Source organism: Streptomyces coryli (assembly GCF_011044975.1).
Lineage (GTDB): Bacteria > Actinomycetota > Actinomycetes > Streptomycetales > Streptomycetaceae > Streptomyces > Streptomyces coryli.
This window is the reverse complement of sequence record NZ_JAAKZV010000223.1, coordinates 1-14,047: the sequence shown is the minus strand read 5'-3', so window position 1 is coordinate 14,047 and position 14,047 is coordinate 1. Positions and strand designations below refer to the sequence as shown.

Annotated in this window: 9 protein-coding genes and 1 pseudogene; 5 read left to right on the top strand and 5 right to left on the bottom strand. The window is 72.8% G+C overall.

Going from position 1 to position 14,047, the window contains the following annotated elements:
* Both G5C51_RS33010 and G5C51_RS33005 read left to right on the top strand, forming a co-directional pair.
* Positions 1–485, top strand: a 485-nt coding sequence (locus tag G5C51_RS33010; RefSeq protein ID WP_165242885.1) for a GNAT family N-acetyltransferase, incomplete at its 5' end; no start/stop codon positions are given.
* A gap of 73 nt (positions 486–558) precedes the next feature.
* Positions 559–1,233: pseudogene (locus G5C51_RS33005) on the top strand (sugar phosphate isomerase/epimerase family protein); the annotation flags it as partial.
* Here G5C51_RS33005 and G5C51_RS33000 read toward each other — a convergent pair.
* Entirely contained in the window at positions 1,229–2,239 is a 1,011-nt protein-coding gene (locus G5C51_RS33000; protein ID WP_420824883.1) for an EamA family transporter, read from the bottom strand. The pseudogene G5C51_RS33005 and the gene G5C51_RS33000 sit on opposite strands and share 5 nt — an antisense overlap.
* Before the next feature lie 109 nt (positions 2,240–2,348).
* Here G5C51_RS33000 and G5C51_RS32995 point away from each other — a divergent pair, with 109 nt between their 5' ends.
* Positions 2,349–3,263, top strand: coding sequence for a LysR substrate-binding domain-containing protein (locus G5C51_RS32995; RefSeq protein WP_165242881.1), 915 nt, complete (start codon positions 2,349–2,351; stop codon positions 3,261–3,263).
* A 295-nt stretch (positions 3,264–3,558) separates the two neighbouring features.
* The gene (locus tag G5C51_RS32990) at positions 3,559–5,724 is read left to right on the top strand and encodes a protein kinase domain-containing protein (protein ID WP_165242879.1); all 2,166 of its coding nucleotides are present in this window, start codon (positions 3,559–3,561) and stop codon (positions 5,722–5,724) included.
* A 4-nt stretch (positions 5,725–5,728) separates the two neighbouring features.
* On the opposite strand, the gene G5C51_RS32985 is transcribed toward G5C51_RS32990, so the two are convergent.
* Together G5C51_RS32985 and G5C51_RS32980 are read right to left on the bottom strand one after the other, a co-directional pair.
* A complete protein-coding gene (locus tag G5C51_RS32985) occupies positions 5,729–7,141 on the bottom strand; it encodes a S28 family serine protease (RefSeq protein ID WP_165242877.1) in 1,413 nt (470 codons plus the stop codon).
* A gap of 94 nt (positions 7,142–7,235) precedes the next feature.
* Positions 7,236–7,706, bottom strand: a complete 471-nt coding sequence (locus G5C51_RS32980; protein WP_165242875.1) for a rhodanese-like domain-containing protein — start codon at positions 7,704–7,706, stop codon at positions 7,236–7,238.
* A 231-nt stretch (positions 7,707–7,937) separates the two neighbouring features.
* Between G5C51_RS32980 and G5C51_RS32975 the strand changes: the two genes are divergently transcribed.
* Positions 7,938–9,794 (top strand): serine/threonine-protein kinase, encoded by a 1,857-nt coding sequence (locus G5C51_RS32975; RefSeq protein ID WP_165242873.1) that lies wholly within the window; start codon positions 7,938–7,940, stop codon positions 9,792–9,794.
* A gap of 7 nt (positions 9,795–9,801) precedes the next feature.
* Here the strand turns inward: G5C51_RS32975 and G5C51_RS32970 are convergent, their stop codons facing one another.
* Entirely contained in the window at positions 9,802–13,542 is a 3,741-nt protein-coding gene (locus G5C51_RS32970) for an ABC transporter transmembrane domain-containing protein (RefSeq protein WP_165242871.1), read from the bottom strand.
* Between the two features lie 124 nt (positions 13,543–13,666).
* Positions 13,667–14,047 (bottom strand): ATP-binding protein (locus G5C51_RS32965; RefSeq protein ID WP_165242869.1); only part of this gene is annotated, 381 nt, incomplete at its 5' end.

Genomic DNA, 14,047 nt, shown 5'->3' with positions numbered 1-14,047 from the left:
GTATAAGAGACAGCCGCCACACCGCCCCCGGCGACCTCGGTTGGATGATCCAGCGCAACGCCGCGCTCTACGCCCAGGAGTTCGGGTGGAACGCCGACTACGAGGCCCTCGTCGCCCGCATCATCGCCGACTACGCCCGCGACCACGATCCCGCCCGCGAACGCGTATGGATCGCCGAACTCGCCGGCAGGCCCGTAGGCGCCGTCATGTGCGTACAGGACGAGCACGAACCCGACGCCGCCCGCCTGCGCCTCCTCCTCGTCGAGCCCGACGCCCGCGGCCACAAGGTCGGCAGCGAACTCGTCGACGCCTGCATCGACTTCGCCCGCGAGACCGGCTACCGCCACATGGTGCTGTGGACGAACAGCGTGCTCGCCTCCGCCCGCAGCATCTACCAGCGCGCCGGCTTCCAGCTGATCGCGGAGAAGCCGCACCACAGCTTCGGCGCGGACCTCGTCGGCCAGGACTGGCGCCTCGACCTGTAAGCCCGGCCGCCGCCGCCCGGCATGAGCCCAACGGGGTCTTGCTCACCGCCCCGCCGTCTGGTCGGCTGGGCGCATGCGCCTCGCCTTCTCCACCCTCGGCCTGCCCGGACTCCCCGTCGCCGACGTCGTCGAACTCGCCCGCAGCAACGGATACCAGGGCGTCGAGCTGCGCTGTCACCCGGAGGAGCCGGTGCACACCGGCCTCGGCCGACTGGAACGGGCCGACGTGGTCGAGGAGTTCGCCAAGAGCGAGATCGAGATCCTCACCCTCGCTTCGTACGTCAAGGTCGCCGCCCCCGGCGACGACACCCCCGTACTCACCGAGCTGCGCGAGCAGCTCGCGCTCGCCCACGATCTCGGCGCCGCGCACGTCCGCGTCTTCCCCGGCGCCGGGGACGTTCCCGCCATCGAGTCCGATCCCACCGCGGTACGCCGCCTCGCCGCCGTCGCCCCGTACGCCGCCGACCTCGGCGTCCGGGTCCTGCTGGAGACGCACGACTCGCACCCCACCGGCAAGGACGCGGCGCGCATCCTGGAACAGGTCAACCACCGCTCCACCGGCGCCATCTGGGACCTCATGCACCCCTGGCGCGCCGGCGAGGAGCCCGCCGACACCCTCGCCGCGCTCACCGCGGGCCCGTATCTCGCCTACGTCCAGGTCAAGGACGCCTCCTCGGCCGAGGACACCACCCCGCTGGCGCTCGGCGCCGGGGCGCTGCCGCTCGCCGAGACCCTCGTGCTGCTCACCGAGGCAGGCTGGGACGGGTGGCTGTGCTGGGAATACGAGAAGCGGTGGTATCCGCAGGCAGCGGAGCTGACGAAGCTGCTGGCGCCGGGGCGGGAACATCTGCTGCAGCTGCTGTCGTACGCGTCCTAAAGCGCTTGAAGCGCTTGAAGCGCACCGGCACCAGCCCCGTCGCCAGCGCCACCCCGCCCACCAGCAGCACCGCCGCGCACCAGCGCAGCCCGCTCACGCCCTCCCCCAGCAGCACCGCCGAGGACGACATCCCGAACACCGGCACCAGCAGCGAGAACGGCGCCACCGTCGACGCGGCGTACGAACGCAGCAGGAACCCCCAGGCCCCGAAGCCGAAGACGGTCACCACCCACGCCACGTAGACGATCGTGCCCGCGCCCGTCCAGTCCAGCGCCCGCAGCGCCGCCAGGTCCCGCTCCGGTCCCTCGAAGACGAGCGAGAGCGCGATCAGCGGCAGTGGTGGCACCACACTCACCCACACCATCCAGTTCAAGGCGTCGGCCGGCGCCGCCTGCCGCGTCAGCACATTCGATACGCCCCACAGCACCGCCGCCAGCATCAGCATCCCGAAGGCGAGCATCGGGCCCGACGTGCCCTCGTCGATCGCCGCTACGGCCACGCCGCCCACGGCCACCGCCATCCCCGCCGCCCGCACCCGGCCGGGCCGCTCCCCCAGCACCACCGCCGCGATCACCGCCGTGAACACCGCCTGGATCTGCAGCACCAGCGAGGAGAGGCCGGCCGGCATCCCCTGCTGCATGCCGATGAACAGCAGCCCGAACTTCCCGACCCCCAGCACCAGTCCCACCCCGATGATCCACTTCCACGCCACCTTCGGCCGCCCCACGAAGAACACCGCGGGGAGGGCCGCGACGAGGAAGCGCAGCGCCGAGAAGAGCAGCGGCGGGAAGTGGTCGAGGCCGATGTCGATCACGACGAAGTTGACGCCCCACAGCGCGGAGACGAGGACGGCTAGGGCGATGTGTGCTGGTCGCATGGGCAACAGGATCAGGCCCGGCGACCGTGAAGCACCAGCACACATCTCTTCATGGTTGAATGCAGCAATGCTTAATCCACGGAAGTGAGAGGGAAGTGAGGGGCCGCCCGTGCTCGATCTCTCCCGGCTGCGCGCCCTGCACGCCGTCGCCGTCCACGGCTCGGTGGGCGCCGCCGCCACCGCGCTCGGGTACACGCCGTCCGCCGTATCGCAGCAGATCGCGAAGCTGGAGCGGGAGACCCGCACCCCGCTGCTCGAGCGGCAGGGCCGCGGCATCGCCCTGACCGACGCGGCGCAGCAGCTCGCCGCCACCGCGGAGGAGCTGCTCGCCATGGTGGAGCGGGCGGAGACCGACCTGGAGGAGCGCCGCGGGCGCCCGGCCGGGCGGCTGACGATCGCCTCCTTCGCCACCGGCGCCCGCGGCCTGCTCCCCGCGGTGCTGGCCACGCTCGCCGCCGAGCATCCGACCCTCGACACCCGGATCGTCGAGGCGGACCCGCACCTCTCGCCCGGCCTGGTGGCGCAGGGCGTGGTCGACCTGGCGGTGACGCACGACTGGGACATCGCGCCGATGTCCTCGCCGGAAGGACTGGCCCAGACGGGCATCGGCGAGGACTACTGCGACATCTGCGTCCCCGACGACCATCCGTACGCCGCCCGCGACGCCCTCACCCGCGCCGATCTCGCCGGGCAGCGCTGGATCTGCCAGCCGCCGGGGTCCGTCTGCTACGACTGGCTGACGCGGACGCTGCGCGCGTCAGGGCCGCCCGATCTGGCGTACCAGGTCGCCGAGTACGAGACCCAACTCGCCCTGGTCGCGGCCGGTCTCGGCATCGCCCTGGTCCCGCGCCTGGGCCGCGGCCCGCTCCCCGCGGGCGTCACCGCCGTACGCCTCGACCCGCCGCCGACCCGGCACGTCTACGCCCTCTGGCGGCCCGGCGCCGCGCGCCGCCCGGCGATCACCGAGGCGGTCCGGCTGCTCAAGTCCACCTGGGCCGAGCGCCACGCCAGCATCCCCGCCTGACCTGGAGGGAACCAACTCCCGCCCGGCCACGTCCCATCGGCGGCTGCCGGTGGGAGAACCGCGGGCGGGGTCGGCGTCGCTGCTGGCTGCGCTGCTGACATTTCCCTCTCCACCGCCCGCGACTGGGCAGCCCGCCGCCGCCGGCGCGACCCCCTCACAGCGCCGGCGGCGGCTCACCGGCCCGTAACGCCAGGTCAGCCAACTGCTCATATCTGTAACCGCATCGTCCCGGTCACAGCCGCCCCGCCCGGGTATCATGCGTCGCGCTGTCGAACGCACTGGCGGGGGTCTGGTAATGGGGCGCGGCACAGGGGAGTGGCCGGTCATACCCGGCTACCGGATCGAGAGCCTGCTCGGGTCCGGGGGGATGGGGCGGGTCTACCTGGGACGTTCGTCGTCCGGGCGGCGCGTCGCGGTGAAGGTGATCCGCGAGGAGATCGCCCATCAGCCGGACTTCCGGGAGCGGTTCCGCCGCGAGATCACGTCCGCCCGCCGGGTGAGCGGCGCCTTCACCGCGCCGGTGGTGGACGCCGACCCGGACGCCGAGCCGCCGTGGATGGCCACGCTGTACATCCCGGGCCCGTCGCTCGACGCGCGGGTGCGGCGCGAAGGCCCCCTCGCCGGCAAGGACTTGCACCAGCTGGCCGCCGGCCTCGCCGAGGCCTTACTGGACCTGCACCGCGCGGGCATCGTGCACCGCGACCTCAAGCCGGGGAACGTGCTCCTGGCCGAGGACGGCCCGCGCGTCATCGACTTCGGCGTGGTCCGCCCGGGCGCCGACTCCGCCGCCCTCACCCGCACCGGCGTCGCCATCGGCACCCCGCCGTACATGTCGCCCGAGCAGGTCCGCGCGCAGCGCTACACCGGGCCGGAGAGCGACATCTTCTCGTACGGGTCCGTGCTGGCCTTCGCCGCCACCGGGCGGGCGCCCTTCGAGGCGGCGGACGTGTACGCGGTGGCGTACCGGCTGGTGCACGAGCACCCTGATCTGGCCGGGGTGCCGGAGTGGCTGCGGCCCGTACTGCACCAGTGTCTGCAGAAGGACCCCGCGCTGCGGCCCTCGTCCGCCGATCTGCTCGCTCTGCTCGGCGTGGAGGTGCCGGAGCCGGCCCCGCCGCCGGCCGCCCCCGAGCAGGTGGTGCGCAGCAACGGGCCGCGCACTCCCCCGCCGCCCCCGCGCACCGGCCGCGGCCGGGTCCGGGGCCGCCGTTCGCGGCGGATGCTCGCGGCCGCGGGCGCGGTCACCGTCACCGCGGTACTCGCCGCCGCGGGCGCCTTCGCGCTGCTCGACGACGACGGCAAGGACGGCGGCAGCAAGGACAAGGGCGCGGTCGGCTCCGCCCCGGTGGACGGCGGCCGCAAGCTGGGCGACGCTTACCAGCCGGTCAACGGCGGCAGCCCAGGCGGCTCCGCCGGCTACGCCGACTCCCGCGGCCGCAAGCCGTCCGGCTGGGAGCCGTGGGAGGGCGGCCGCGACCTCACCGGGTGCGCGTACGCGGGCGGTTCGCTGTACTGCGCCGCCAACGACGCCGTGCTGCAGCTGGCCGCCACCACCGGCGCCGAGCGCTGGTCGCGGCCGCTGACCGGGCCCGTCCAGCCGCCGGCCGTCTCCGGCGGCATGGTGGTGGTCAGCGACGGCGAGGGCCTGCGCGGCCTGTCCACGTCCGGCGGCGCCGAGCGGTGGTCCTTCTCGCTGCCGACGCCCGCCAAGTCGTTCACGGTCTCGGCCGGCATCGCCTACGCCTCCACGCAGACCGGAAGCGTCTACGCCATCGACGCGAAGACCGGCCATAAGCTCTGGGCGGAGCAGCTCAACGGCGGCAACACCAGCTTCGCCACCGGGCCGCGGGTGCGCGCGCTCGGCGAGACCGGCTATCTCATCGGCTCCACCAGCGGCCAGGACACCGAGGACGCGGTGCGGGTGGTGAACCGGCACGGCAAGACCAGCGCCGAGCACAAACTGCCCGAGGGCGGCTGCGCCCCGGACACCGCGGCGGTGTCGCTGCTGCAGGGCAGTCCGGTCCTCGACTGCCTCTCGTACAAGGACGACCAACCCGCCCTGCTGCACTACGCGTTCGCCGCCCGCTCGCACACCCTCACCCCGCTGGACGCCGACCCGCGTTCCGGCCTCGCGGTCCAGGGCGGCCGGGCGTACGTAGTGGCCGGACAGCATCTACTGGTGGTGGACGGCGAGGACAAGCAGGTGGTCGGCCGGGTCAAGCTGTCCGACAAGGCGGTCGCGGACCGGATGGCGATCGTGGCGGCGGGCGGCCGGGTCTACTTCGGCACCCACCAGGGCCTGTACGCCGTCGACCCGGCCGAGGGCAAGGTGGTCTGGAACAGCGAGACCGGCAGCGGCCCGGAACAGCAGACGCCCCCGGCCACACCGCTGGTGGCCGGGGGCGTGCTGTTCGCCGCCGCCCCGAAGGGCGGCTGGGTGTCGGTGGACACCCGGTCGTAGGCGGCTACGGACGCAGCGACTCCCGCCGCAGGTCCGCCTGGTCGCGCTTGTCCAGCTTCGGGTCGTACGCGGACAGCGGCGCGGCGTCGGAGCTCGCGCCGACCCCGGCCCAGCGCTGGATCGCCGCGGTGGCCTTCTCCTTCTCCGCCGCGGGCAGCTTGCTCACCAGGGCGCCGTGGTTGGCGCCCGGCGCGTAATACCGGTAGGAGTCGCGGGCGCCGTGGCCGAGGCGGAAGGGCTCGGCTCCCCACGGGTCGTTGGAGCCGTAGACGAAGAGCATCCGGTGGGCGTTGTGCCGGACCCAGGAGTCGATGTCGCGCATCGCCTGCGGCTGGAACTTCATCGGGATGCTGCGGGGCACGAAGTTGCGCGGCGGCTGGTAGCCGTAGCGCGACAGGCCCGCCAGGTGCGGCTGCTCGATCGTGGGGGCGCCCAGCTGGGTGCCCGCCTGGTAGTAGTACGGGGTGTACGGCTCCAGGCCCTGGTCGGAGTAGAAGGACCAGCCGGAGATCTCGTCGATGACGTCGTAGAGCTCCTGGTCGGTGGCGTCGGCCGCGGCCGGGATCTTCGCGCAGTCGGCCTCCAGGCCGTACTGCCAGAAGCCCCAGGCGAAGTCGAGGACGACCGCCTCGAAGGCCTTGTCGAGGGTGCCGACGGTGTTGAAGGTGGCGCCGTTGGCGGCGGCCCACTCCGCGTACTTCTTCTCCAGCGGCTCGCGGCGCTCGAGCGCCTCCTTCTGTACGGCGCCCAGCCGGTCCCGGCAGTCGGCGGTGCCGACCTTCTCGAAGAAGCGGTCGTACGCCGAATCCTCGTCGTTGACGACGTCGTTGGGCGCCACGTACGCGACGACGCCGTCCATGTCGCGCGGGTAGAAGCGCTCGTAATAGGTGGCCGTCATGCCGCCCTTGCTGGCGCCGGTGGACAGCCACTTCTCGTCGTAGAGGGGTTTGAGCGCCTTGAACACGCGGTGCTGGTCGCTGGCCGCCTGCCAGATGTCGAGCTTCGACCAGTCGGCGGGCTGCGGGCGGGACGGGGTGAAGAAGCGGTATTCGAGGGAGACCTGGTTCCCGTCCACGATCTGCGTCGGCTCGCGCCGGGACGGGGTCGTGGAGAGGCCGTAGCCGCTGGTGTAGAACACCGTCGGCCGGTCGGTCTCCTTGTGCAGTACGGAGATCCGCTGCGTGAAGGTGCCGCGCCGCGGATTGCGGTGATCGACCGGCTGCTCGTATCCGAGGACGAAGAAGCGATACCCCTCGTACGGCTTCTCCTCGATGAGCTTCATCCCCGGGATCGCCAGGAGCCGGTCCTTGATATCGCCGGCCGGCGCCGCGGTGGCGGCCCCCGCCGTCAGACCACCGGCCCCGATCGTGCCCACCAACAGCACGAACGCCAGCAGCCATCTGAGCGTCTTGCGCATATACCCTCCCCAAGGTTCGCAATGACCTTGGGGAACCTAGCGGTTGGCCACTGGGCCCGCCAGGGTGCGTCCGTTCCCGTTACGCGCCTCGGCCTCAGGCCGCCGGCGCCACCGGCACGGTCAGGTCGTCCGCCGGGCGGGTGCGGGGGCCGTGTGCGGTGTCGACCTCGAAGCCCTCGCGGATCCAGTATTCGATGCCGCCGAGCATCTCCTTGACCTGGTAGCCGAGTTGGGCGAAGGCGAGGGCGGCCTTGGTGGCGCCGTCGCAGGCGGGGCCCCAGCAGTAGACGACGACCGGGACGGCGGGGTCGAGGAGGCCGGGGGCGCGGGCCGGGATCTTGCCGGTGGGGAGGTGGACGGCGCCGGGGATGTGACCCTGGTCCCAGGATTCGATGGAGCGGACGTCTACGACGACGAAGCCCGGGTCGGCGGCGACGTCGAGGGCGGCGTGCACGTCGGAGACGTCGGTGTGGAAGGCGAGCCGGGCGGCGAAGTACTCGGCGGCGACGTCGGGGGCGGCGGGAGGTGTGGCGAGGACGCGGGCGTGGGGTGCGGTGATGTTCATGGCCAAGACTCTATGAGTGCCGCACACACCTCTGAAGGGGCGATCCACGGAGGATGGCGCGCTTCGCCGGGGATTCCCCGGTGATGACCACGCGCCGGCCGGTCATTTCCCGGCTGCGTACGAGCAGGCCTCCGGCCGGATCAACTCCCCTTCCTTCACCAGGACATCGCCAGTTGTCTAAGCTCACCCCGGGAATAACGCTGTTATGTGACGACGGGGGGTCGTACGACCATGGTGAGCAGGGACAGCGGCGACGGCAGCATCCAGCCGCTGAAGACCGGGGACCCGGAGCGCATCGGCCCGTACCGGCTGCTCGGGCGGCTCGGCGCGGGCGGCATGGGCCGGGTGTTCCTCGCCCGCTCCGAGGGCGGGCGCACCGTCGCGGTCAAGGTCGTGCACGAGGATCACATCGCGGACGACCGCTTCCGCGGCCGCTTCCGGCGCGAGATAGCCGCCGCCCGCAAGGTCGGCGAGCGCTACACCGCGCCCGTACTGGACTCCGGCCCGGACGCCGAGCCGCCCTGGGTGGCCACGGGTTACGTGCCGGGGCTGACGCTCGAGCAGGTGGTGCGCACCCACGGCCCGCTGCCGGGCCCCTCCCTGCACGCCCTCGCCGACCACCTGCTGCACGCCCTGCGCGAGATCCACGCGACGGGCATCGTGCACCGCGACCTCAAGCCCTCGAACGTCATGCTGACCGCCTCCGGCACCAAGGTCATCGACTTCGGCATCGCCAGGGCCCTCGACACCTCGTCCGTCGAATCCCTGCTGACCAGCACCGGCGTCGTGCTCGGCTCCCCCGGCTTCATGTCCCCCGAGCAGATCCGCGGGCAGGGCGCGGGCCCGGAGAGCGACGTCTTCACGCTCGGCCACATCCTCACCTACGCGGCGACGGGGACGCTCCCCTTCGGGCAGGGGGCGGAGAACCAGCACGCGGTGATGTTCCGGATCGTCCAGGACGAGCCCGACCTGGAAGCCGTCGAGGACCTATCCCTGCGTACGCTCATCGCCCGCTGCCTGACCAAGGACCCGGCCGAACGCCCGGGCGTGGACGAGCTGTTGGACGACCCGGACCGTACGAAGCCGGTCGCCTCGTCCGGCTCCTGGCTGCCGGCCGAGGTGATGGCGCGGCTGGCGCAGCAGTCGGCGCGGCTGCTGGAGGCGGACTCGCAGCCGGTACGGGTGTCGGCGGAGGCGGGCGAGCCCGCGGAGACCGGCGAGCCCTCGCCCGAGGAGGCGCCGGCGCCGGCCGGCGGGTCCGGGCAGACGCCCGTCGTCGGGCAGCCGCAGGAGGCCGAGCGCGAGCGCCGGCCGCGCCGCCGGAACCGGCTGATCGCCGTGCCCGTCGTGCTCGTACTCGCCGCCGGCGGCGGCACGGTGGCGCTGCTCCAGCCGTTCGGGGGCGAGACCCGCGGCGGCACCCACGCGCAGGATCGGGACAGCGCGACGGGCGGCCCCTCGGCCGGGGAGCCCTCGGCGGACGGCGGCTCCCCCTCGAAGGACGCCGGGGACGGAGAGGACGGGAAGGACGGAAAGAAGGGGAAGGACGCGAGCGCGGCGCCCGGCGCCGACGGCCAGGAGGACAAGGCCGGTGCGGAGGAGCCGGACGACGGCACGGCGGGCGCGGGGGCCGGCTCGTCCGACGGCGGTACGGACGGGGCTGGCTCCGGCGACACCTCGACCGGCGGTTCCGGATCGAGCGGCGGCTCCGGGTCCGGATCCGGCGGCGGGGGCGGCGACGCGGGGAGCAGCAGCGCCGTCCCCTCGTACTTCGTCGGCAAGTGGCAGATCCCCGGCGGCGGTTACAGCCCGAGCCCGCAAAAGGCGACGATCTCCCGCGGCTCGGTGGGCGACCAAGTGGTGCGCCTCTACTACAACATGGGCTTCGGCACCTGCACGTATGCGGCCCGGCTGTCCTCCGTCACGGACGCCGGCTCACGCATCAATCTCTCCTCCGCCCCGGTGGTGGCGGACAACACCGGGGGCCAGTGCCAGACGTTCCAGGCGTCCTCGTTCTACATCTCCCAGGGCGGCCTGAACCACGACGCCGACGTGGCCTCCGGTGATATGCACATGGTCCGGCAGTGAGCCGCCGTCACGCCGCCGCCGGCTCCGTCTCGCCCATGAAGGTCCGCCACAGCTCGGCGTAACGCCCGTCGCGGGCGAGCAGCTCATCGTGGCTGCCGTCCTCCGCCACCCGGCCGTGGTCGAGGACGACGACGCGGTCCGCGCGCGCCGCGGTGGTGAGGCGGTGCGCGACGACCAGGGTCGTACGACGCCCAGCGAGGCGGTCGGTCGCCTGGTTGACCAGGGCCTCGGTGGCCAGGTCGAGGGCGGCGGTGGCCTCGTCGAGGAGGAGGATGTCCGGGTCGGTGAGCTCCGCCCGCGCGAGGGCGATGAGCTGGCGCTGGCCCGCGGAGAGGTTGCGGCCGCGCTCGGCGACCTCGTGGAGGTAGCCGCCGGACAGCGAGGCGATCATGTCGTGCGCCCCCACCGCCCGCGCGGCGGCCTCGACTTCGGCGTCGGTGGCGTCCATCCGGCCGTACGCGATGGCGTCCCGCACCGTCCCCGCGAAGAGATACGACTCCTGCGGCACGACGCCGATCCGGTGCCGGTAGCCGGTGAGGTCCAGCTCGCGCAGGTCCGTGCCGTCGGCGCGGACGGCGCCGGAGGTCGGGTCGTAGAAGCGGGCGGCGAGCTTGACCAGGGTGGACTTCCCGGCGCCGGTCTCGCCGACGAAGGCGACGGTCTGGCCCGCGGGGATGTGCAGGTCGACGCCGGTGAGGGCGTCGGTGCCGTCGCCGTACGCGAAGTCCACGTCCGCAAAGGTGACTTCGCCGCGGAGACGGTCGCCGACGGGCTTGGGGTCCTTGGGAGCCGGGGTCGAGGTCTCCTCCTGGAGCAGCTCCTGGATCCGCTTCAGGGAGACGGCCGCCTGCTGGTAGCCGTCGAAGACCTGGGAGAGCTGCTGGACCGGGGCGAAGAAGAGGTCGATGTAGAGCAGATACGCGACCAGCGCGCCGGCGGTCAGCGTGCCGTCGCCGACCCGGCCGGCACCGACCACCAGCACGCCGGTGGCGGCGACGGTGGCGAGCAGCTGCACGAACGGGAAGTACACCGAGATCAGCCACTGCCCGCGGGTACGGGCCTGGCGGTAGCCGTCGCTGCGCTCGGCGAACCGCTCGGCGCCGCCGGTCTCCCGTCGGAAGGCCTGCACGATGCGCAGCCCGGCGACGGACTCCTGCAGATCGCCGTTGACGACGCTGACCCGCTCGCGGGCGAGCTCGTAGGCCTTCACGCTCTGCTTGCGGAAGAAGTACGTGCCGATGATCAGCGGCGGCAGGGTCGCGAAGACGACCAGGGCGAGCTCGACGTCGATGACGACCAGCGCGACCAGGATGCCGAAGAAGGTGAGGAGCGAGACGACGGCGGTGACCAGGCCGGTCTGGAGGAAGGACGACAGCGCGTCCACGTCCGTCGTCATCCGGGTCATGATCTTGCCGGTGAGGTTGTGCTCGTAATAGTCCAGGCCGAGGCGCTGGAGCTGGGCGAAGATCTTGACGCGGAGGGCGTAGAGGACGCGCTCGCCGGTACGTCCCGTGAGGCGGGCGGCGGCGACCTGCGCGCCCCACTGGGCGGTGACGACGACGAGCGCTAGGCCGGCGGCGGCCCAGACGGCGCCGAGGGCGAGGCGTTGCACGCCCTCGTCGATGCCGTGCCGGATGAGGATCGGGAGGGCGAGGCCCGCGACGGCGTCGAGGGCGACGAAGAGGAGGGCGACGGCGAGCGGGGCGCCGAAGCCGCGGAGGAGACGGCGGAGGCCGTAGGACTCCTCGGGCCTGGCGGCCTGGTCCTCGTCGATGTCCGGAGCCTCGGTGGCCGGCGGCAGGGCCGCGACCTTGGCGAGGAGGTCGTCGCTGGCGGGAGCGGAGGCGAGCATGCCGGCGAAGCCTTCCGCCGCGGGGGCGCCTTCGGCGCCGATTTTGGCCTTGCTCCGGTCCTTGCGGACCCAGAGTTCCGGTGTCACTCCCTCAACTGCGCTGCGCGCAGTGTCCTCAAGCGCCGGACTGGCTGTACGGCCCGCCGGGTCCGCCTCCACATTCGCCAGTTCGTCCGGGTGCGTCAGCAGCCGCCGGTACAGGCCGCAGCGGCCCTCCAGCTCCTCGTGCGTCCCGACGTCGACCAGCCGGCCGCCCTCGACCACCGCGATCCGGTCCGCCAGGGCCAGCGTCGACTGCCGGTGCGCGATCAGCAGCGTCGTGCGCCCCGCCATCACGCCCCGCAGCGCCTCGTGGATCTCGTGCTCCACCCGCGCGTCCACCGCCGACGTCGCGTCGTCGAGGAGCAGCAGCCGCGGGTCGGTGAGAATCGCCCGCGCCAGCGCGATCCGCTGCCGCTGCCCGCCGGACAGCGTCAGGCCCTGCTCGCCGACCACGGTCTCGTAGCCCTCGGCCATCTCCTCGATGAAGCCGTCCGCCTGCGCCGCCCGCGCCGCCGTGCGGATCTCCTCGTCGGACGCGTCCGGCCGCCCGTACGCGATGTTGTCGCGGATCGACTCGGAGAAGAGGAAGGAGTTCTCGGGGACCAGGCCGATCGCCCCGCGCAGCGACTCCAGCGTCAGGTCGCGGACATCGCGGCCGCCGACCCGCACGGCGCCGGCGCTCACGTCGTAATAGCGCGGGATCAGCAGCGACAGCGTGGACTTCCCGCTGCCCGAGGCGCCGACCACGGCCACCGTCTCGCCGGGCTCGATCCGCAGCGAGAAGTCCCGCAGCACGGGGTGCTCGGCGTCGTATCCGAAGGTCACATCGTCAAACTCGACCACCGGCTCGGCATCGGCGGGCAGCGCCTCCGCGTCGGGGCGCTGCTCGACCTCGGGCTCGGTGTCGATGAGCTCGTAGACCCGCTCCACGCCCGCGCGGGCCTGCTGGCCGACGGTCAGCATCATGGCGAGCATCCGCACGGGGCCGACCAGCTGCGCCAGATAGGTCGAGAAGGCGACGAAGGTGCCCAGCGTCACCTGGCCGCGGGTCGCCATCCAGCCGCCGAGCGCCAGCATGCCGACCTGGCCGAGCGAGGGCACGGCCTGGAGCGCGGGCGTGTAGCGCGCATTGAGCTTTACGGTGCGCAGCCGCGCGGCGAACAGCTCGCGGCTGATCCTGCGCAGCTTTCCGGTCTCCTGCTCCTCCTGGCCGAAGCCCTTCACCACGCGGACGCCGCCCACGGCGCCGTCGACGACGGAGGCGACGGTGGCGGCCTGCTGCTGGGCGTACCAGGTGGCGGGGAAGAGACGGACGCGGCTGCGGGAGGCTATCCACCACAGGAGCGGCGCCACGGCCAGGGCGACCACGGTGAGCAGCGGGGACAGCACGAACATCACGACCAGGGAGACCGCGAAGAGCAGCACGTTCCCGATCATCATCGGGACCATGAAGAGCAGGCCCTGGATCAGCTGCAGGTCGGTGGTGCCCCGGCCCACCACCTGGCCGGTGGACAGCTCGTCCTGGCGGCGGCCGTCGAGGCGGGTGATGGCGTCGTACATCTCGGTCCGCAGATCATGCTGGACGTCGAGGGCGAGGCGGCCGCCGTAATAGCGGCGGACATAGGTGAGCAGATAGACCGCGATGCCCGCGACGATCATCAGCGTCGCCCACGGGGCCAGCGGGCGGTCGCCCTCGACGATCACGTCGTCGATGATCAGCTTCGGGATCAGCGGCACCAGCGCCATGATCCCCATGCCGGCGAGGGAGGCACCCAGGGATAGGAGGACATTGCGCCGGTAGCGCAGGCACTGCCGCAGCAGCCGCCGCCCCCACCCGTCCTGTGTCGCACTCACCCGTCAGCCTCCGATCGTCGCCTTACGCCACGATCGACAACCACCACCGGCCGGGTTTTGTTTCAGGAGTACGTACGCAATATGAACCGGGCCCCAGGTCGTAGGCCCGCGCGCACGGACAGGGCTACGCCGCCTCCGCCTGGGACAGCCGGGCCGGGGTCGAGCCGGTGAGGATCTCCACCAGGACGAGCAGCCGGTCCAGCGGGTCCTCGTGGGCGCCCGCGCGCTCGCCGGAGGAGCGCACGGGTCCCGATGCCGCAGCCACCTCGGCACCGGGACCCGCGGGCGAGAAGCGCGCCCAGACCGCCTTGCCGTACGGGCCGGGGGCGGACCAGCCCCAGGCGTCGCTCAGGCAGCTGACCACGTGCAGGCCACGCCCCGACTCGGCGAAGGGACCGCTCTCGCGCACCTGCGGCACACCGCCGCCCGGGTCGAAGACGGCGATAACGACATCGTCGCCCTGGCGCAGCAGGCTCAGGACGACGGGGTGGGGCGGGGGCTCGAC

Coding starts and splice junctions, on each gene's coding strand:
- G5C51_RS33000 (WP_420824883.1), bottom strand. CDS start 2,239: ATGCGACCAGCACACATCGCCCTAGCCGTCCTCGTCTCCGCGCTGTGG.
- G5C51_RS32990 (WP_165242879.1), top strand. CDS start 3,559: ATGGGGCGCGGCACAGGGGAGTGGCCGGTCATACCCGGCTACCGGATC.
- G5C51_RS32985 (WP_165242877.1), bottom strand. CDS start 7,141: ATGCGCAAGACGCTCAGATGGCTGCTGGCGTTCGTGCTGTTGGTGGGC.
- G5C51_RS32980 (WP_165242875.1), bottom strand. CDS start 7,706: ATGAACATCACCGCACCCCACGCCCGCGTCCTCGCCACACCTCCCGCC.
- G5C51_RS32975 (WP_165242873.1), top strand. CDS start 7,938: ATGGTGAGCAGGGACAGCGGCGACGGCAGCATCCAGCCGCTGAAGACC.